The 18,058-nt window shown below is 41.9% G+C and carries 15 protein-coding genes and 2 tRNA genes; 6 read left to right on the top strand and 11 right to left on the bottom strand.

The genetic code is table 11. The features are described from left to right. Positions 1-55 precede the first annotated feature (55 nt). Positions 56-688 (bottom strand): hypothetical protein, encoded by a 633-nt coding sequence (locus ABDW02_RS14000; RefSeq protein WP_343635456.1) that lies wholly within the window; start codon positions 686-688, stop codon positions 56-58. A gap of 140 nt (positions 689-828) precedes the next feature. On the opposite strand from ABDW02_RS14000, the gene ABDW02_RS13995 reads away from it, so the two are divergent. Next, entirely contained in the window at positions 829-1,110 is a 282-nt protein-coding gene (locus ABDW02_RS13995; RefSeq protein WP_343635454.1) for a hypothetical protein, read from the top strand. 135 nt (positions 1,111-1,245) lie between these two features. Next, positions 1,246-2,880, top strand: coding sequence for an ABC-F family ATP-binding cassette domain-containing protein (locus tag ABDW02_RS13990; RefSeq protein ID WP_343635452.1), 1,635 nt, complete (start codon positions 1,246-1,248; stop codon positions 2,878-2,880). 40 nt (positions 2,881-2,920) lie between these two features. Here ABDW02_RS13990 and recO read toward each other — a convergent pair whose 3' ends face one another. After that, positions 2,921-3,628: a DNA repair protein RecO gene (gene recO, locus ABDW02_RS13985; RefSeq protein WP_343635450.1), complete on the bottom strand. Its 708-nt coding sequence runs from the start codon at positions 3,626-3,628 to the stop codon at positions 2,921-2,923. Then, complete coding sequence (locus ABDW02_RS13980; protein WP_343635448.1) at positions 3,625-5,946, bottom strand: two-component regulator propeller domain-containing protein; 2,322 nt, start codon at positions 5,944-5,946, stop codon at positions 3,625-3,627. The genes recO and ABDW02_RS13980 overlap by 4 nt, the downstream gene beginning before the upstream one ends. Before the next feature lie 110 nt (positions 5,947-6,056). Here ABDW02_RS13980 and ABDW02_RS13975 point away from each other — a divergent pair. The 3 genes from ABDW02_RS13975 to ABDW02_RS13965 all read left to right on the top strand — a co-directional run bounded on the left by ABDW02_RS13975 (position 6,057) and on the right by ABDW02_RS13965 (position 7,763). Next, positions 6,057-6,130, top strand: a tRNA-Arg gene (locus tag ABDW02_RS13975). Between the two features lie 403 nt (positions 6,131-6,533). Next, positions 6,534-7,640: a hypothetical protein gene (locus ABDW02_RS13970; protein WP_343635446.1), complete on the top strand. Its 1,107-nt coding sequence runs from the start codon at positions 6,534-6,536 to the stop codon at positions 7,638-7,640. Then, positions 7,631-7,763, top strand: a tRNA-Ser gene (locus tag ABDW02_RS13965). The genes ABDW02_RS13970 and ABDW02_RS13965 overlap by 10 nt, the downstream gene beginning before the upstream one ends. A 355-nt stretch (positions 7,764-8,118) precedes the next feature. Here ABDW02_RS13965 and ABDW02_RS13960 read toward each other — a convergent pair. Next, a complete protein-coding gene (locus ABDW02_RS13960; protein WP_343635444.1) occupies positions 8,119-8,796 on the bottom strand; it encodes a DUF2461 domain-containing protein in 678 nt (225 codons plus the stop codon). A 195-nt stretch (positions 8,797-8,991) separates the two neighbouring features. On the opposite strand from ABDW02_RS13960, the gene ABDW02_RS13955 reads away from it, so the two are divergent. Continuing rightward, on the top strand, positions 8,992-9,486 hold the full coding sequence (locus tag ABDW02_RS13955; protein ID WP_343635442.1) for an SRPBCC domain-containing protein: 495 nt from the start codon (positions 8,992-8,994) through the stop codon (positions 9,484-9,486). Between the two features lie 80 nt (positions 9,487-9,566). On the opposite strand, the gene ABDW02_RS13950 is transcribed toward ABDW02_RS13955, so the two are convergent. Genes ABDW02_RS13950 through ABDW02_RS13920 form a run of 7 tightly spaced genes read right to left on the bottom strand, consistent with a single transcriptional unit; the run spans position 9,567 to position 18,052 of the window. Further along, the gene (locus ABDW02_RS13950) at positions 9,567-11,822 is read right to left on the bottom strand and encodes a terpene cyclase/mutase family protein (protein ID WP_343635440.1); all 2,256 of its coding nucleotides are present in this window, start codon (positions 11,820-11,822) and stop codon (positions 9,567-9,569) included. 6 nt (positions 11,823-11,828) lie between these two features. Continuing rightward, the gene (locus tag ABDW02_RS13945) at positions 11,829-12,815 is read right to left on the bottom strand and encodes a polyprenyl synthetase family protein (RefSeq protein ID WP_343635438.1); all 987 of its coding nucleotides are present in this window, start codon (positions 12,813-12,815) and stop codon (positions 11,829-11,831) included. 3 nt (positions 12,816-12,818) lie between these two features. After that, the gene (locus tag ABDW02_RS13940; protein WP_343635436.1) at positions 12,819-13,760 is read right to left on the bottom strand and encodes a mevalonate kinase; all 942 of its coding nucleotides are present in this window, start codon (positions 13,758-13,760) and stop codon (positions 12,819-12,821) included. 3 nt (positions 13,761-13,763) lie between these two features. Further along, the gene (locus ABDW02_RS13935; RefSeq protein ID WP_343635434.1) at positions 13,764-14,819 is read right to left on the bottom strand and encodes a diphosphomevalonate decarboxylase; all 1,056 of its coding nucleotides are present in this window, start codon (positions 14,817-14,819) and stop codon (positions 13,764-13,766) included. Further along, positions 14,820-15,722: a GYDIA family GHMP kinase gene (locus ABDW02_RS13930; RefSeq protein WP_343635432.1), complete on the bottom strand. Its 903-nt coding sequence runs from the start codon at positions 15,720-15,722 to the stop codon at positions 14,820-14,822. Beyond that, positions 15,723-17,033, bottom strand: a complete 1,311-nt coding sequence (locus ABDW02_RS13925) for a hydroxymethylglutaryl-CoA reductase, degradative (protein ID WP_343635430.1) — start codon at positions 17,031-17,033, stop codon at positions 15,723-15,725. Further along, positions 17,033-18,052 carry an isopentenyl-diphosphate delta-isomerase gene (locus ABDW02_RS13920; protein ID WP_343635428.1) on the bottom strand — a complete coding sequence of 340 codons (1,020 nt, stop codon included), beginning with the start codon at positions 18,050-18,052 and terminating at the stop codon, positions 17,033-17,035. The genes ABDW02_RS13925 and ABDW02_RS13920 overlap by 1 nt, the downstream gene beginning before the upstream one ends. Positions 18,053-18,058 lie beyond the last annotated feature (6 nt).

Raw genomic sequence — 18,058 nt, 5'->3', positions numbered from 1 at the left:
AAAAGGGCGTCCGGTTAAAACCAGGACGCCCTTTTTAATTTTATAAAACTTGTGATTACATTTTGAAAACTACCCCTCCGGTAATCAATGATTTTCCGTAACCTGCTTCTGCATAAATACCCACTTTTTCGCTAGGGAAATAACGGATCCCAACATGTGGCCCGATGAAGAATAAAGCTCCTACACGGGAATCGTAGTAAGGATCATTATCATACTTGTCGCGGACATTTCTGAAAACGGGACCGCTACCGATGTTCAAACCACCATAAACGTCCAGATGGTCTGCAAAATTTTTCCCGGCTTTATCGGAAATCAGCTGCAAAAAGTGAAAATTCGCAATAAATCCGATTGGTACTCCAACACTCCAATACGGAGAATTTGAAGGAGCATAATAACCCGGAGCATATACACCACCGTAGTAATATCCGGCTCCCCGCATTGCGATTTCTCCTCCTACCATAAAACCGAGCCCGATATACTTATGAACGCCGAACTCCATTTGGAAATTAAGCGCCCCGTAATTCGTGTTATAGGCTCTGTCATAATCAGAATAAATGGAATAGTGCTGGTTTACACCTAAACCTAACTGCAAATAACTGCTTCCACTTCCTCCAAACCCCTGGGCCTGGGAATTGCCTGCCAACAACACAACTGTTGCCAACATTAGCATCAATTTTACCTTCTTCATAACCAACTTTTTTCACTTATTTGTTAAATCAAATATAAACAAGTCGAGTAAAAAGTTGAGATAAATCAACTTTTTTTGTGATTTGACTCATTTTAATCCGATTCGTTGATTCTGACCTTTGACATATAAATCAGAAGGTTATGGAAACACAGAAAATAAAAGAAAGCACCTGGATGAAACTCGAAAATCTGGCTACACAATACCGGTTCGGGGTGATTGCGATCTCATTATTAATTATAGGATGTTTAGGCGGTATTGCCATGAATTACGGTGCCGCACTCCATATATGGTCTTTGATCGCAGTAGTTATTCCAACAATGACAACGCTTAGTTTACTTTTAGCAGTTGCTCCAATGAGATGGATCCTGAATGCATTCATTGTCACGCTTATTATCGACCTGTTGGTCATTTTCATCATCTGACAAACTACTACCTAAATTGAAAGCAGGGATGGAAAATTTTCCATCCCTGCTTTTTGTATAAAGTTGTCAGTACCTTTGCACTTCCAAAATCTGATGAAGCAGCCCATTATGGATGCTTCACCACAAAGAAAAATTATGATCTCAGTAGACAGTGTAACGGTAGAATTCAGCGGTAAAGTTTTATTCAGTGATGTTTCTTTTGTCATTAATGACACGGACAAGATCGCGTTAATGGGTAAAAACGGTGCCGGGAAATCGACTTTGTTGAAAATCCTTGCCGGAGTGAACAAAGCCACCAAAGGTGGGGTTTCTGCTCCCAAAGACGCCGTAATTGCTTATTTGCCCCAGCACTTGCTGACGGAAGATAATTGCACCGTTTTCGAAGAAACCAGCAAAGCTTTTGCGGGAATTTTCGCCATGCGCGATGAGATCGAAGCCCTGAACCAGGAATTGACAGTCCGTACGGATTACGATTCGGACGACTACATGAAACTGATCGAACGCGTTTCCGAACTCAGCGAAAAGTTTTACTCCATCGAAGAGATCAATTACGACGGTGAAGTGGAGAAGGTGCTGAAAGGAATGGGATTTGAGCGCGAAGATTTCACGCGGCCAACTTCCGAATTCAGCGGTGGCTGGAGAATGCGTATCGAATTGGCAAAAATCCTGCTTCAAAAACCGGATCTGATCTTACTGGATGAGCCTACCAACCACATGGATATCGAGTCCATTCAGTGGCTGGAAGATTTCCTGGTGAACAGTGCAAAAGCTGTGGTGGTAATTTCCCACGACCGCGCCTTTGTGGACGCAATTACCAATCGCACCATAGAAGTAACCATGGGACGCATTTACGATTACAAAGCCAAGTATTCCCACTACCTGGAATTGCGCAAGGAACGAAGAGCACAACAACAAAAACAATACGAAGAACAGCAAAAGTTCATCGCGGAAACTACCGAATTCATTGAACGGTTCAAAGGAACATATTCCAAAACACTGCAGGTTCAATCGCGGGTAAAAATGCTCGAAAAACTCGACATCATTGAAGTGGACGAAGTGGACAATTCCGCTTTGCGTTTGAAGTTCCCTCCTGCCCCACGCTCGGGTTCTTACCCTGTAGTAATTACCGATCTTCAAAAAAAATACGACGATCACACGGTATTCTCAGATGTAAATGTGACGATCGAACGCGGGGAAAAAGTGGCTTTTGTGGGAAGAAACGGAGAAGGAAAATCGACCCTGGTAAAGGCAATCATGAAGGAAATCGGCTACGAAGGAAACCTGGAATTGGGACACAACGTTCAGATCGGGTACTTTGCGCAGAACCAGGCTTCTTTGCTGGATGAAGAATTAACCATTTTTGAAACGATCGACCGCATTGCCGAAGGAGATATCCGAACGAAAATAAAAGATTTGCTGGGCGCTTTCATGTTTGGCGGAGATTCTTCTACCAAAAAGGTAAAAGTATTGTCGGGAGGAGAAAAAACGCGCCTGGCGTTGATTAAATTGCTGCTTGAACCTGTCAATTTGCTGATTCTCGATGAGCCGACCAATCACCTGGACATGAAAACGAAAGATATCATCAAGGATGCCCTGAACGCTTTCGACGGAACGCTGATTCTTGTATCCCACGACCGGGATTTCCTGGACGGTTTGGTAACCAAGGTTTATGAATTCGGGAATAAGCGGGTGAAAACGCATTTCGATGACATCAACGGTTTCCTGGCAACGAAGAAGATGGAAAACCTGAAAGAAATCGAACGGAAATAACATTTACGGTATGGACTCGATGCATCGCGTCCATACGCATTTAATTAAAAACGGTTCTGATTATTTCCAGGGATTTCATTTTTCGCATACCGCTTATATGGAACTGATAATATTCCAGCCAGGCATCAATCAGTTTTACCCGTTCTTCCCTTGGAATAGAAAGCGCCAGGAAATCCAGTTTTTCGTATTCCAGACTATCCGTTAACCAATGAAGCCAGGGTTCTTCCAGGTATGAAGGCAAAAAAGGCAGTTCATTGGTGAATTTTCCTTCCTGCAGTTCAAAATACTTCGGGGTATTGCTTTGTACTTCGGGTTGGAATCCTTCCAGTTTGGAAACCTGCGCCAAAAACCAGATCAGGTAATTGCTAAGCTCTTCACTTTCATTCAACCAATGAATTTCCCGACTTAGAAAAGCAAACAGTTTTTTATCCTGGTGATTGTCCCGCAAACAAATCAGCATCAATTCGGAAACGAAAAAGGCGATACTCGATTTCAAGGGATTTTCCAGCAGCCGATGCAAAGGTTCCAAAGACTGCATCTCAGTGAGCTTCAACAAACTGCTATCGTTTCTTTTGTAGTAAGTGATTTCCACCAATTCCAGGGGAAACAGGATCAAACCCTTTTTCTTTTTGGCTCCCTGGAACAGGAAAGTTTGTAACCCCGATTCAAGGGTAAAAAGATTAACAATTAAACTGGTTTCAGAATAAGGCAAACGCGATAAAACAACTGCTTTATCCGTTATTTTCATCGGATAACAACTACTTTTCCTACTTTCTTCCCTTTTCCTTCCGTTGGAGCCGTCCAGATAAAATATACTCCGGAGCTCACAGCTTCTCCGGTCAGTCGTTTACCATTCCAGGTTGCAGTTCCACCGTTTGAAGTAGTTTTATAGACTAGGTTCCCGGCTGCATCGGTGATTTTCACATCACTTCCGTACTTAATTCCCTGGATAGTAATCGGCCCTGTAAATTCAGGCTTTACGGGATTCGGGAAAACAGTTGTTGAAGCATAATCCGGATCTTCGTATGTGGCATCCGTGCGGAAAGAAACCATTCCGTTATCGGTGATGATGAACAACTCCCCGGTAAGGTGATTGAATTCCATGTCCAGAACCGTATTGGAGATCATAGGTGAATTGTCCTTGTTGTAATTTGCAATCACTTCCTGACCGTCTGCAGAAACCAGGAAGATTCCCGATTCAGCCGTTCCGATCCACTTTCTGTTACCGCCATCCACTTCAATATCGGAGATGTAGGAATTTCCGAGCAAAAGCTCCACATTCCCGTCGTAAGTAACCAAAATGCGTGAAACATCTGTTGTTCCGGCGGCAGAAAAGATTCCTGCGCTGTTGTATAAAACGGCCAGTCCGTTATCTGTTCCGATCCAGATCTCATTGTCGAAATCCACAGCCAAAGCGGTTACGTTATCCGAAGGCATGTTTCCGGATCCTTCACCGGTTTGCATTACTTTGATAATATCGTCCGAAGTATTGGAAATGGTTCCGTTATCCTTGTAGCCCATCAATCCTTTTCCGTAAACTCCGACCCATTTATGTCCGTTGTAATCGATTGCCAGTTCCGAAGCGTAGGCATTGGAAATTAAAGAATTGTTTGACATGGCATACCAATTCCCATCTGCTGTTTTGACTTTCAATATTTTGGAAGAGTACCCGTTGACAATCCACAGGTTCCCGTCGTCATCGTATTCCAAAGCAGTAATACACGTCATGTTATTCCCAAGCGCCGTATTCTCCAGGATTGAGTTGGAAGCTCCGTAAACATTCGTGATTTGTGAACCATTCACCATGCTCAATCCATTCTGGCAATATCCGCCCAATGCAACCTCATCTTCGTTTTTCGGGTTAATGGCTGCTGTACCTATGTCCCACACTCCATTCGCCCACTGTGTAGGTTGTGTAGAATAATCGAACAAAGTCCAGTCTTCATCTTTCATGGTATATGCTCCGGGAGTACTAAAACTCAATGAAACCCGGTCGATTGTTCCGGCAGTTACCACCATTTTCCCGTTATATCCGTTGATGCTGAAAAAGTCATTTTTCGGAGGTCCTTCCTTTGAAATAATCTTTGAAGTTCCGAACTGGTCGTATTTGACCAATCCGTTCTTATAGTCTGCAATCCAATAGCTGGTTCCCTGAAAAGTAACCGACTGGATTTGCGGAGCAGGATTCGAATATCCGGAAATACCGAAAAAGATCGAAGCGTCTTCATTAAACAGCAGGTATGAATCCGAAAAGCTTACTCCCAGCTTATTATTAACAATCTGGAAGTTCACAATCTCCATGGGATTGAACTGATGGCCAATGACTTCCTGCAATCCGCCGGATGTAACTTTCATAATGGAATCGCCGCCATATGCCTGCTTTTTGGCCAGGATGTAAAGTTCATTGTTTAAAACCCCGCCTTTCGTATACGAAACATCCAAAGCAGGTTCGTCCACGCGGGTATCTATGCTCCAGTTGTTCGGATTCCCCAACAAGGGATTATTCGCAAACGCCCTGACCATTCCGTCATTGTGAACTGCATAAATAGAATCGTTCACAAACAATACCGATTGGTAGTTTTTGGGAACACCGAACGGATTGTAGGTATCTTTTACTTCGTGTTTATTGGGGTCGAGCACAACGATCGCGAAACCGGTTGCGGCAAACACTCTCCCGTTTTTCGAGGTAAAGCTGTTGATCCGCTTATTTCCGGTAATGGAAGCCAATTTTACCGCAGGAATATTGACGATTGTTCCATCCGAATAAAGCTGATCGATGTTTCCGTTGTCGTAACCGATGAAAAAAGATTTCGTTCCTGCATCGTAAGAAATGCATGAAACGATAATATCCGAAAGTCCGTTCTGGTCGTTGTAGATTTTTGTTTCACCTGCGGCTTCGTCGTATTCGATCACCCCGGTTTTCAATGCCGCCATGGCAAGTCCGTCACCGTAAGCCACATCAATTGCCTGAGAAGCAGCCACATGCATACGCCACTGACCTGTTCCAAGCTGTGCAAATGCAGCGGAAGATAAACCCATTAAACCGACTAAAAGAAGACTTCGCATGAAATTTGTTTTGGTGTATAAACGCATACTCTTCAAAATTATTGGAAAAATCGCAAGAGAAGTCAAAAAAGGAACTAATTTTGGGGAAGATTGAAGAACTCAATCGAAATGGCTCCGTGGCGCAACTGTATAGCGCATCAGATTTCGGCTCTGAGGGTTGGGGGTTAGAATCCCTCCGGGGTCACAAAAGAAAAAAGCATCACGAACATGATGCTTTTTTCTTTTACCTCATTTTCATTCTGTTTCTCATTCTGACCAAATTTCCTCCGGATGCTTTTTTCTTTCAGAGTGAGAGCGGAGAGTGAGAATGAGGAAGGGAATCCGAGTTCGAAACTTTGACCTGATTTTCCTCTCTCAGGAGGAGGTAGCGAAGTGAAATCTCCCGCAAATTATTGATTTTATTGTGTTTTCTCGTCAAATCAGAGTCGTTCGAATCCAATTGGGTTTTCTGGTATCATTCTATTCGATAAAAAGTTTCAAATCCTTTAAAAAATCATTGGGAATATATATCATTAGGTTCACAAGAAAAAGCCTTGTGAAAAATCACTTTCTGAGTATTTTAGTGATTGAAAACCACATCCTAGTTTATGAAACACTATAAGAAATTCCATAATAGAATTGCAGAAATAAATGACAGTATTATTTACCATACTTTCTGTTCAAAACAAATCGAAAATGAAGTAGAACACTTTAAAAAGAATTACAAAGGTTCTAAACCATTAGAAAAAATAGCGAATAGAGAAATTTTCAACTCGAATATTTACTCTGGTAAATTCAATAAAACAACAAGGGAGATTACTGAATCAATTAATAAATCAAACCAGTTCATTTATGATAATTCTTTAATATTAATTTATCTTCAACTCGAAATTTTCGTACAAGAATACTATACATCAATCCAATCTATAGAAAGATTTTTAAGAGGAAAAAAAATCAAATTACGGCTTGATGAATTTAAGCTAATCCAATCCAATAGTTTAGATAAATTGGATGAAAAACTCAGGACACTTGTTGAACAATATTTAAAAAAAGGAATTATTCTCAATGTTACAAGAAGAGAAAGAGAACGTGAAGAAATTCAAGAAACTACATCATTAATTGATTTAAATACAAATCAAGTTGTCAACTCTGTTCTTTATAATTTGGGAGTTTGTAATGAAAATTGCGAAGTTAGTTCACATTGGGGAACAATTTTAAATAGAAACAATATACCATTTCAGGTATTATTCGATACTCTTGAATATTTTAGGTTAAGAAGAAATGTGATTGCTCATCGTGAGCCAAATGATCGCGCAAATGGTACTTTTGGCGATTTCATTAGCAAAAAAGGAGAGTTTTTAAATCATCAATGGAATGTGATTAAAGGATTAGACAATCGATATGTTGATTTTGAATCAAATAGATTAATGTTTTCTAATTATTTAGAAGTTATTGAATCCATTAATATTCTTCGAAAAATAGCTGACAATCTTGACTCAATGTTTTCCTCCGTTTTTACGGAAAAGGAGTTATTATTATATTTTTATGAGTCGTTCCAAAGTGATAGAATAATTGAAAACAAAGGTAATTTTAATCTTTCAACTGATTTTGATAGGTTTTATTCTAAATTTAAAGGGTACTTAAATAGTAATTTTGTTAAATTAACGATTACTAAAGAAGAAATAAAAGAATTTTTAATGAATTTAGGAAAGTAGCTACTGGTAGAGCAACCTCCTTGGAACAAGTTCCAATAGACCTTGTTTCAAGGGGCTTAAGACTAGAGTTCTAAGGGGCGTTTGATAGTTTTTACACTGTTGGTTCGAATCCAACCTTTCCTGCAAAAAAATACAAAAGATAACAAGGTGGGTTGCTACTGAATTCTCGTCAAGTCTTCCACCAAATAGTTCGAAACATCTCTCATCAGGGTCACAAAAGAAAAAAGCATCACGAACATGATGCTTTTTTCTTTTACCTCATTTTCATTCTGTTTCTCATTCTGACCAAATTTTCTCCGGATGCTTTTTTCTTTCAGAGTGAGAGCGGAGAGTGAGAATGAGGAAGGGAATCCGAGTTCGAAGTTTCGATCTGATTTTCCTCAATCTGAGGGAGGTGACTAACTTAAATCTCCCGCAAACATTGATTTTCATTTCCGTTTTTTTGACCATTGTCAACGGTCCAAATTCACTGACTTTCTTATAAGATCGATTCCCCGTTCGAATCTGTAGTTAACACTTCACTCATATAATCAAAAAACGGACGAAGTGCCCGGAATGTTTGATCCAGTTTTTCCGCGAAGTCTGATTGCAGTACTTCTTTGTCCGTAAAATGGTGTCTCAAAATAAATTGCTTTTTCCGGATGAGCTCAATAGCCGGATGATCCTTATCAAAACCTTTTGGGGCTGTTTTTACTCCATCACCCTTTAGTTCCCCGAATGTCTCTATAAACTCGGGCTGACTTATCAGCTCCTTCCATTCTTCGTAATTGAAACTGATATCCTCCCGAATGCGTTTTAAATCATCCGGACCTGGGGAAAAGAATCCGCCGCCCATAAAACTGTTTCCAGGTTCCAAGTGAAAATAATATCCACCCCGCAAATAGGCTGTTGCTCTGCTGAACCGGATTCCGAAATGCGTTTTGTAAGGAGCTTTGTCTTTTGAAAAGCGCGTATCAGCATAAATACGGAACAAACTTGCTTTCCCGGATGCTGTTTCAATGGAGTCATGAACCCTCATTTTTTCGAGTAAGGAATCCGCAAAAGCAATGGCATTTTGATGCGCCTTTTCATAAACTGCTTTGTTTGTTTGAAACCAATCCCGGTTGTTATTTGCTTTTAGATCGGACAGAAAATCCAGCGTATATTGTTGTATCATAGCGTAAAGGTAATGAAGAAGTAAAGTCTACGCTCACACTTCATTCAGACTTTCTTCGCTCATTTCTCCAAACAATGGTTTTTCAACAAAAATTTTCAAAAAAATGAAAATAAATTTGCGAAACCGAATAGTTGCATATATATTAGCAACCAAATAGTTTCATAAAACTATTCAAACCGTTTAAAAACAGGAAAAATGAAAAATTTACTCTTTGACTTTACCGTTGACAAATCCTCCAAAATGGTATTTGTGAACAAACAATTTGATGCAGAACTGGATTTGGTTTGGGACGCATTTACCAAACAAGAATATTTGGACCAATGGTGGGCGCCGAAACCTTGGACATCCCGAACGAAAGTCATGGATTTCAAAGTTGGCGGAAAGCGGTTTTATGCCATGGTAAGCCCCGAAGGCCAGGAGCATTGGTCTATCCAGGAATATACGGCCATTAATCCGAAAACGAATTTCAAATACCTGAATGCTTTTGCAGACAAGGACGGAACTCCGAACCTTCCCGGTTCCAATTGGGATTTTAACTTTAGTGAAGAAAACGGGATCACCCGCGTGGATATTTCCATTTACAACGAATCGCTGGAGCGCATGGAGCAAATGATCGAAATGGGCTTCCAGGGCGGATTCACCATGACCTTAAACGAATTGGACCAACTATTGCCAACCTTCAAAAAATAGCATTTTCGCTTCCCTTAAAAGAAAAGAGCATTCAACCGGTGTTAAATGCTCTTTTCTTTCTATTTCGTCTCGTACTTGTTTTAGGAATACCAGCGGTAATAACGCGCTATCGCCCACAAAGGGAAAACATTCCGGTAAGCCGTGTAGGTAATTGCACAATTCCCGTTGAAGATGCCTGAAACTCCTTCCTGCGGAAAATCGCCGTTTGTTTCCTGGCGGGAAAGGATAAATTCTATTCCTTTTTCAATAGCTGCTTTGTTGGGATGCTTCGCTTTCATTAAAGCCAAAAGTGCCCAGGCCGTATTGATTATTTGTCCGTCTTCGTGTTCTACATAGCGATGTTGCACACAGGATTCGAAAGATTCTCCCCAGCTTCCGTCAGCGCGTTGTTTACTCAACAAAAACTCACAACCTTTTTGGATTTCCGGGGAAGGCGTTCCGTTTTCGTAACTTGGAGAACCGGCAGTTAACAACCCTTCAATTCCGAACCAGGTACCATAGGTGTAACACACCGCCCAGCATCCGTACCAGGAACCATCCGGATCTTGTTTGGATTTCAGGAATTTGGCTCCACGCTCCAGGGCAACTTTGATATCTTCCCGTCGATAATCGTGGTGTTTAGTGAATTCTTTTAATCCCTGGATAGAGGCAGAAGAACATTCCGTATACCTTGCCTCTGTCATGATATTCTCGAATAACAAAGCTGGATTCAATACTTCAATCCATTCCGGAGCTCTTTGTCTTTCGTAAGATGCCCAACCACCGTCTTTATTTTGCATCTTTAACAACCAGTCAACAGCAGGTTTCAACCGTTCCAGACCGATGTGGTTTTTCTTGTTGATGTGTTCCTTGTTGTTGTACAAAACTGCGGTTTTCATTCCTTCCGACGTACAATCCGTGATTGCCCATCCGTGATCAATGGTTGAAAACGGCCAGCATCCGAGTGTTACATCCCCCCAGAATTTGTCGTAATCTTTTGCATTGCGCTCAATTTGGGTGGTATCGATGTAGCTGTAAATCTTCTCAGCCATTTCCGGGAAAGCAGTTTCCATATCTGCTTCGATCAAAGCCTGGCCTGCAAATGCAGTATCCCATAATTGAGATCCGTTATAACCCGCCATTTTTGCTCCATCCTCTGCAATCCACAAATAATCTTTCCAGCGTCTTACGTGGCCTTTGAACTGTTCGGAATCTTTCCCGTGATTGTGCCACGCACAAATGGAGTTGATGGCCTGGTTTACAGGGCCAATATTGATGTACCGCGTATAAGTATCTTCGAAATCGATGTAATCTTCTACGTACTTAAGGGATTTTTTCCGGAAACGTTTCGAATGGATGCGCTCGTAGGCATTTATAATACCACTCAAACGGAGATACCATTTGCTAACCGGGTTGTAAATATCTGTTTCACAAGCTTCCCTGCGTGCTTTTTTCCAGTCGATGGAATCATAGGAAGTGGTATAGAGTTCGTTTCGTAATTCTTTGAGTAACGGAGTCAGTTCTGCCTTCACCTTTTTACCGTAGCAGTATGACATCGGCAAAAAGATCATGCGGTTGTGGCACCAGTATTTTCCGGGATGAAAAGGAACCCATTTCGGAAATTTCCACATTTCCGGCAAAAGCGCGTCATTTCCTTTCCACTCATAAACGTTCAGCAGCGACAGGTAGAACTTCCCCCATTGCGGAACTCTTGTTGCGCCACCGTGGCTTAAAATCCAATCCTGTGCGCGTTTCATGTCCGGATTGGAAAGATCTTCTCCCAAAATACGCAAAGTCACGTATTGCATGACTGTTCCGAACATGGTTGAATGGCCTTCGATGTGTAATCCCCAGCCACCGTCTTCGTTCTGGTGATTCCAGATATTGCGCTTGATCAGAACCTGCATCGGCCTTTCGAAAGGCGATCCGGTCATATAAGATGCAATGACCAATCCCGGGATCAGGAAAAGCGGGCCTCCGTAATCACCTGCCCAATTTCCATCCGGTTCCTGCATGGTTTCGTAAAACGAAAAACCATTCAGCAGGCTCGTGTATGCTCTTTCTTTGAGTGAACCTGAACCATCTGATGAGATAATCTCCGGATCTCCGACTTGCTTCCTGCGCAAATAACGGATGACCCGGTCAGCGGAATTCGGGTTGACTTTCTTGTCAAAAAGAAACGCACGGTCAAATGCTTTTAAAAAAGCCATTCCTTCCGGTTTGTCCCAATCGGAATCCGATTGAATGATTCCTCTCAACTCTTCGGGAAGTTCAAACTGCCAGGTTTGTTGTCCGTTTTTCGAAGCAAACTTCCAGGTATCCCAAAAATAAGCGGGATCTTTTTGATCGAAATTCATCGCTTATCAGGTTGTTCTGCGAAGCATGATTTCGCCCAATTCGATCATTTTTCGTTTATCATCTTCGGAAAGCCCGGAAGACATCACCGCTTCAACAGATTTGTCGTGCAATTCTTCCATTTTATCCAAAGCGATTTTATCTACACCGATTTCCTTAAAAATAGCCTGGAACCCGCTGATTTTCGCTTCTTCGTTTTTCTCAGCAAATAATTCGGTGATACGTGCTTTTTGATCTGCATTGGCGTGTTGCATGGCATTGATCAGCAAGTATGTTTTTTTATTCAGCAGGATATCGCCTCCGATTCGTTTTCCGAATGAATCATCCCCGAATGTATCCAGGTAGTCATCCATGATCTGGAATGCCAATCCTGTGTACAATCCGAAATCGTATAGTTTTTTCTGATCTTCCTCGGAAGCATTCCCCAAAATCGCACCTACTTCACAAGCACATCCGAACAGTACAGATGTCTTCAGGCGGATCATGTTCATGTATTCGTCCACAGTTACTACGTCCTGTGTTTCGAATTCCATATCGTACTGCTGTCCTTCCATTACTTCCTGAGCCATTTTCAGGAAGCTTTTCAACAAAACCACTGATTTATCTTCATTTCCTTTGATCAACAACCCAACGGAATGAGGCAACATCGCATCTCCTGTTACAATCGCTTTATCTACGCCGTATTTCTCATGAACCGTGATTGTTCCTCTTCGCAAAGGAGCTTTGTCCATGATATCGTCGTGTACTAATGTGAAATTGTGGAACACTTCGATTGAAATAGCCGCAGACATAGCAGCTTCAGTACTTACGCCAAATCCCTGTGCAGCCATCAACACCATGATCGGACGCAAACGCTTTCCTTCCAATGTCATGATATGGTAGGTGGAATCCGCCAAATTACTCGGGAAACCTTCCAATGCAGATGTCTCCAAAAATTGAACGATTGCCTGTCTTTGGATTTCCAAATCCTGTTTTATTGTAGTTGTTGTTGTCATACTTTAAAATCTATAGAAAACTTCTAATTCTTCGTCTTTTAATAATTCCTGGGTTTTTTCCCAGTTTTGAGTAAACCCGATCATGTATCCGCCACCGCCGGCACCGCAAATCTTCAGGTAATAATCTTCAGAATCCAGGCCTTGCTTGACAATTCCCTGGTATTTTTCCGGGATCAGGTAGTGCATTTCATCCAGTTGGAATTTCACCAATTTCTGCAGATTTTGATAAAAACTCTCGGTATCTCCGTTCAGGAAATTCATGATTCCTGCATTGGTATACTCGATCAATTTGGTTTCCATTTTTTTCTGAACATCTTCCTTTTCGCAAGCGGTGTTGAATTGCTTGATCAGTTTCTCGGAATTTCGTGCTATTCCGGTATTCAACAGGAACATGACATTCTTTCCGGCTTCATCGTAAGCAGGAATGTCCACCCGTTCGATTTCCTTATTGGCTTTCAGCAACAAGGGTTTATTGATAATGATACTCAAAGGATCAATCCCGGAACTTTTCCCGTGAAAATGCCCTTCCAGGCTTCCCAGATAGCTTTTCAGGCTCTGAATATGATCCATGGTCAAATGTTTCAATTCATCTTTGAAATCTCCGGCCTTTTCCAGGTAGCGCAGGAATATTGCGGCAACCAATGCACCGGAACTTCCCAGTCCGAAACCTTGTGGAATATCACTTCTGAAGAACAATCCTTTGTCCAGTTCTTTGGACAGTTTGTTCACATTCAGTTTGAATGTATCGTCGGTGTGATTTTCTAAAATATGTTTGAAGAATTCTCTAATACCTTTGTTCGACAATACGGCCATTGCGCTTTCTTCCCCGTTTTCAGGGTAGCACAATTCCCCGGAGAATTTACTGAACGGAATAGTCAGGGCCATTCCATTGTGTAAAACGCCGTATTCTCCAAACACCAGAATTTTTGAATGAACGCTTTCCATTTCTTAACTATTCAATTTTGTCGGTCCGGCCCCTTCCTGATCGAAAATGACTTTTTTATACGTGTCGCGCAAACCGTTATGGATAAACTCTTCTACCTGTGCTTCGTAAGCCTTCGGATAAAGCACGTGAACGTTCGGTCCTGCATCCAGTGTAAAACAAACCGGAATATTATTTTCCTTGCGGAATTCCATCAATCTTTCAATTGCTGTAATGGTTCCCGGTTTTACCAGCAGATAATAATCCATAGATGTCATCATCATCGCGTGCAATGTCAATGCTTCCGATTCACATAGGTGAATGAATGCTTCCATGTTGCCGGTCTTCAGGATTTCCACCAATTCCGCCGTGCGTTCGTTTGCCTGCTTGAAACGGTTTTCTGCATATGGATGATTATTCATCAGCGAGTGACCTACTGAACTGGATACTTTTTTCGGCTCGTCTTCGATGATCAAAATGGCATCTTTCATGTTTTGGAACACCGGATGTACGTCTTTGATCTCGATCGCATGCTCGTTTGAAGAGTTTTGGATTTGGTCATTTTCTCCCCATTGTGCAAATGCCGGGTACATACTGCGTGATGCACTTCCGCTTCCCAATCGGGCCAAATTACTTGCTTCCGTGTAAAAAGTGGCGTCTTTTTCTTTTCCCTGCAAGCTGTAAGCAATGTCTAAAAGTGCCAGGGAAATAGCTCCGAAAGCAGATGCAGAAGAAGCAATTCCTGCTGAATGCGGGAAACTGTTCGAGGAATTGATCGTAATCGCTTTCTCACCGATAAACGGGAAGTATTCGCGGTTATCAAACAAAAACTTAGCAACGCGTTGACCGAATTTCTCATTCACTGCTCCTTCAAAAAAGTAGGATAACTGAACCACTTCATCCGATGTTTTGTCGGATAATTCGGCCTCAACTTCTGTGAACGAATTGGACAATGTCAAACTCAGGGAGGAATTACAAGGAATTTGATTTCCCTTTTTCCCCCAGTATTTAACAATTGCAATATTAGACGGGCATCGCCACGTTACTTTTACGTTATTCATCAGTTCCTTGTCTGTTTCCATTTATTTTATAAATTCCTTGTAGGTAAATAATACATCGTGTCCTTTATCCTCAAAATAGTTTTTTGCCGTTTGGAGGTCTCTGTATGTCGCCATAAAAAAATCTCCGCCCCATGCACCCAACGATTTGATGCTGTAGGGATAATCTGCAAATAAACGCTCTTTTAATTTAGTAGTCCCTATAACGGAAGAAATTAACTCTTCAGATTGGTCCAATTGCTGCTCGAACACCTCAATTTCGCTTGTTTGCAACGCATTTGAGATCAATGCATTCATGGTATCGATGTGTTCCTGAGTAACGATCCGGTCTTTGAAACGCTTGATTTCTTCGCGGGAGTTTTGCTTGTTTCCCAGGTAAATAAACAACAATTGATTGGTCACCGACTCCTGAAGATGTACTTCTTTTTTCACTTCGCCGTTGGCATAAATAATTGCCGCTTCTGCAGTTGCACAAGCCACGTCATATCCCGATCCGCCGAAAGACACATCCAGCAGTTTCCTTGCCGCTACTCCCGACCATTGGCTCAATAAGCTGATCAGGGTAGAACTGGAACCGATTCCCCAATTCAAATCGAAATTTGCTTCTGATTTGAATGCCTGGTTGAAATCCAGATCCGGTTTTTCCGCACGGATTACCAGGAGCAATTGTCTCAGGATTTCCGCAACTTCTTCGTTATTGGTTTTAAGCACGGTGAAATCACTGCTCATAGCAGCAGAAAACCACATGCCGTCTTTGGCATAACTTTCCCAGGTAAGCTCATCGGACTTTGTCACGGTAAGTGTTTGTCCGAATTTCAGAGGAAAGGCCAGACTATCTGATCCGTTCAGAACCAGGTATTCACCAAAAAGCATCAGTTTTCCTGATGCCTTATAGGTCCTTATTGTATTTTCTGTAGTAACTGTCAATTATACTAATTGAAGGGATTCAACATAGGTACGAACTGCAGATACGGAGACATTCTTGTCTTTGAAGTAAGCTACGATCTTGTCGCGGTCTTCTTTTTTCACTTCCAACTGGTTCATGATATTGAACAAGTGCATTTTCATGTGTCCTTGCTGAATACCGGTTGTTGTCAATGATTTAACCGCACCGAAATTGTTTGCCAATCCTGCTGCTGCAGCGATTCCCATCAATTCTCTTGCGTTCGGGAAATCCAGCAATTCGTGTGAAAGCTTTACCAACGGGTGTAAGTTCGTCAATCCGCCAACTACTCCCAATGCGATCGGTAAATTCAGTTCAAACCGGAAGATATCGTTCTCAATTGTACAGTTTGTCAAAGAAGAATAACCGCCGTTCATACTTGCAAACGCGTGGCCGCAAGCTTCAACCGCTCTGAAGTCATTTCCGGTTGCCAATACCACTGCATCAATTCCGTTGTAAATTCCTTTGTTGTGGGTGGTTGCACGGTAAGGATCTACCTGCGCAATTCTTACTGCCGTATGGAATTTTTTCGCGAACTCTTTCCCGGAAACACCTGCAACGATTCCATCCAGGTTTTTCACGTCTGTTTCCACCCAGCATTTCACTACACAATTCGGTGTCAGGTTGGAAAGAATGGACATAATGATTTCCAGTCCGTCTTTTTTAAATTCCGGTTGGTTCTGATGCCAGTTTCTAAAGATATCCGCGAATCTTTCCAGGCAGGAATTCACGAAATTTGCCCCCATTGAATCCATGGTTTCAAAGGTTACAAACAGCTGCATCAATCCCGGCTCCTTGTCTGAAAGATCTTTCAGAATAATATTTTTAACGCCTCCACCGCGGTTACGCATGTTTACGGTAATATCTTCTGAACCGCTGAATAGCAATTGCTTTAATTCATCAAAACGGTTATTCAGTTTTTGAATGTCATCGTGCCACAGGAAATGAACCTGCCCTACTTTTTCGGTATCAACAATTTCTGTATGGAAACCTCCGAAAGCTGACCAGAATTTCGCGCTGTTTGCAGCTGCAGCCACCACGGAACTTTCTTCAATGACCATCGGAACGGCAAAGGTCTTTCCATTGATCAAAAAGTTCGGAGCGATGCTGTACGGCAAGTGGAAATTCGAAATCGTATTTTCACTAAACTCATTAATCACTTCCTGAACAGCAGCCTCCGGGTGATCAAAACTTTTAAACGTTTTCATCGTTTTCTCAGGCGATTCAAAGAATTTTGTAATCGCTTCCAACTTCTCCTGCTTGCTCTTTTTTGAGAATCCTTCTATTAATTCCATTATCTTATTTTTAGAAATTTTTGCGCCATTAATAAGCCTTTTATTTGTATTTCAGCAAAGTTATCCAGGGCTTCCTGTGATTCATTTGCATACTTTAAAAATGGCGCTGCCTGACCATAAACTGCCGGGATGTTTGCTTTGGAGGTCACGTAATAACCATCCAGAAAGTTTTTAATCCCACCACTTATAATCACATTATTACATTTACGTTCAGATCCCAGTTCCTGGATTGCGGTATTTAAAAAATCGACCATTTCGGAAGCAGAATGCCCCAAAGCAATTACATCTTCATAATGTGCTTTCAATGGTTCGTTACGCAATAATTCTAATTTGGAGAAGTTCGTTCCGCCGTTTGCAGCAAAGTCGAGTGCCAGAATCGGTAATTTCAGCAATTCTCTCATGCTTTCAGGACCAAATCCCTGGCCTACTTCCTTCACAATGATATTCGTGTCGATTTCGTTCAGCAATTGCTTGATGGTAACAAGCGGAGAACGCTGAATCAAATCTCCTTCCGGCTGCAACCATTCCTGCAGCGGATTCACGTGTACGATCAACCCGTCTGCATCCAGCTTATTTACCAATGCCTTTAACTTCGAGGTCTGTCCTTTATCAATCAATCGCTCAATCTGTGCAATTCCCACATTGGCGTATAGCGGAGATGCATCCCCTAAAATCGGGCGCAGGTTAAAATCATCGAAATAGGTATCGTCTTCCAGAATCACCCGGCAAGAACCCAATCCCATCCCGAAACCGTATTTACCGGCTGTTTTTGCCAGCATTTTGTTGATCGGGCCTGCTGCAGAGGTACCACCGGTCATGCTTGAAATCCAAACCGGATAACGCATCGTTTTATTTCCCAGCTGAATGGGCATGTCCGCTTGTTCCGGATGACCTTCCAACATCGGTTCGTAATAAAAACGACCATCCGTTAGGGCACTTTGCGAAGCAAAAGCCAAATCCAAATGATTCTTTTTTCTTAAGTCCGCTGCTTCGAGCGATTCGTGTTCAATTTTCTCCATCAGATC

It is taken from the genome of Fluviicola sp., from assembly GCF_039596395.1.
Taxonomy (GTDB): Bacteria; Bacteroidota; Bacteroidia; order Flavobacteriales_D; family Crocinitomicaceae; genus Fluviicola.
This window is presented reverse-complemented; position numbering and strand designations above follow the sequence as displayed.

Bases quoted from the DNA above. Each gene is read 5' to 3' on its own strand.
- ABDW02_RS14000 (WP_343635456.1), bottom strand. From the start codon at position 688: ATGAAGAAGGTAAAATTGATGCTAATGTTGGCAACAGTTGTGTTGTTG.
- ABDW02_RS13995 (WP_343635454.1), top strand. From the start codon at position 829: ATGGAAACACAGAAAATAAAAGAAAGCACCTGGATGAAACTCGAAAAT.
- ABDW02_RS13990 (WP_343635452.1), top strand. From the start codon at position 1,246: ATGATCTCAGTAGACAGTGTAACGGTAGAATTCAGCGGTAAAGTTTTA.
- recO (WP_343635450.1), bottom strand. From the start codon at position 3,628: ATGAAAATAACGGATAAAGCAGTTGTTTTATCGCGTTTGCCTTATTCT.
- ABDW02_RS13980 (WP_343635448.1), bottom strand. From the start codon at position 5,946: ATGCGAAGTCTTCTTTTAGTCGGTTTAATGGGTTTATCTTCCGCTGCA.
- ABDW02_RS13970 (WP_343635446.1), top strand. From the start codon at position 6,534: ATGAAACACTATAAGAAATTCCATAATAGAATTGCAGAAATAAATGAC.
- ABDW02_RS13960 (WP_343635444.1), bottom strand. From the start codon at position 8,796: ATGATACAACAATATACGCTGGATTTTCTGTCCGATCTAAAAGCAAAT.
- ABDW02_RS13955 (WP_343635442.1), top strand. From the start codon at position 8,992: ATGAAAAATTTACTCTTTGACTTTACCGTTGACAAATCCTCCAAAATG.
- ABDW02_RS13950 (WP_343635440.1), bottom strand. From the start codon at position 11,822: ATGAATTTCGATCAAAAAGATCCCGCTTATTTTTGGGATACCTGGAAG.
- ABDW02_RS13945 (WP_343635438.1), bottom strand. From the start codon at position 12,815: ATGACAACAACAACTACAATAAAACAGGATTTGGAAATCCAAAGACAG.
- ABDW02_RS13940 (WP_343635436.1), bottom strand. From the start codon at position 13,760: ATGGAAAGCGTTCATTCAAAAATTCTGGTGTTTGGAGAATACGGCGTT.
- ABDW02_RS13935 (WP_343635434.1), bottom strand. From the start codon at position 14,819: ATGGAAACAGACAAGGAACTGATGAATAACGTAAAAGTAACGTGGCGA.
- ABDW02_RS13925 (WP_343635430.1), bottom strand. From the start codon at position 17,033: ATGGAATTAATAGAAGGATTCTCAAAAAAGAGCAAGCAGGAGAAGTTG.
- ABDW02_RS13920 (WP_343635428.1), bottom strand. From the start codon at position 18,052: ATGGAGAAAATTGAACACGAATCGCTCGAAGCAGCGGACTTAAGAAAA.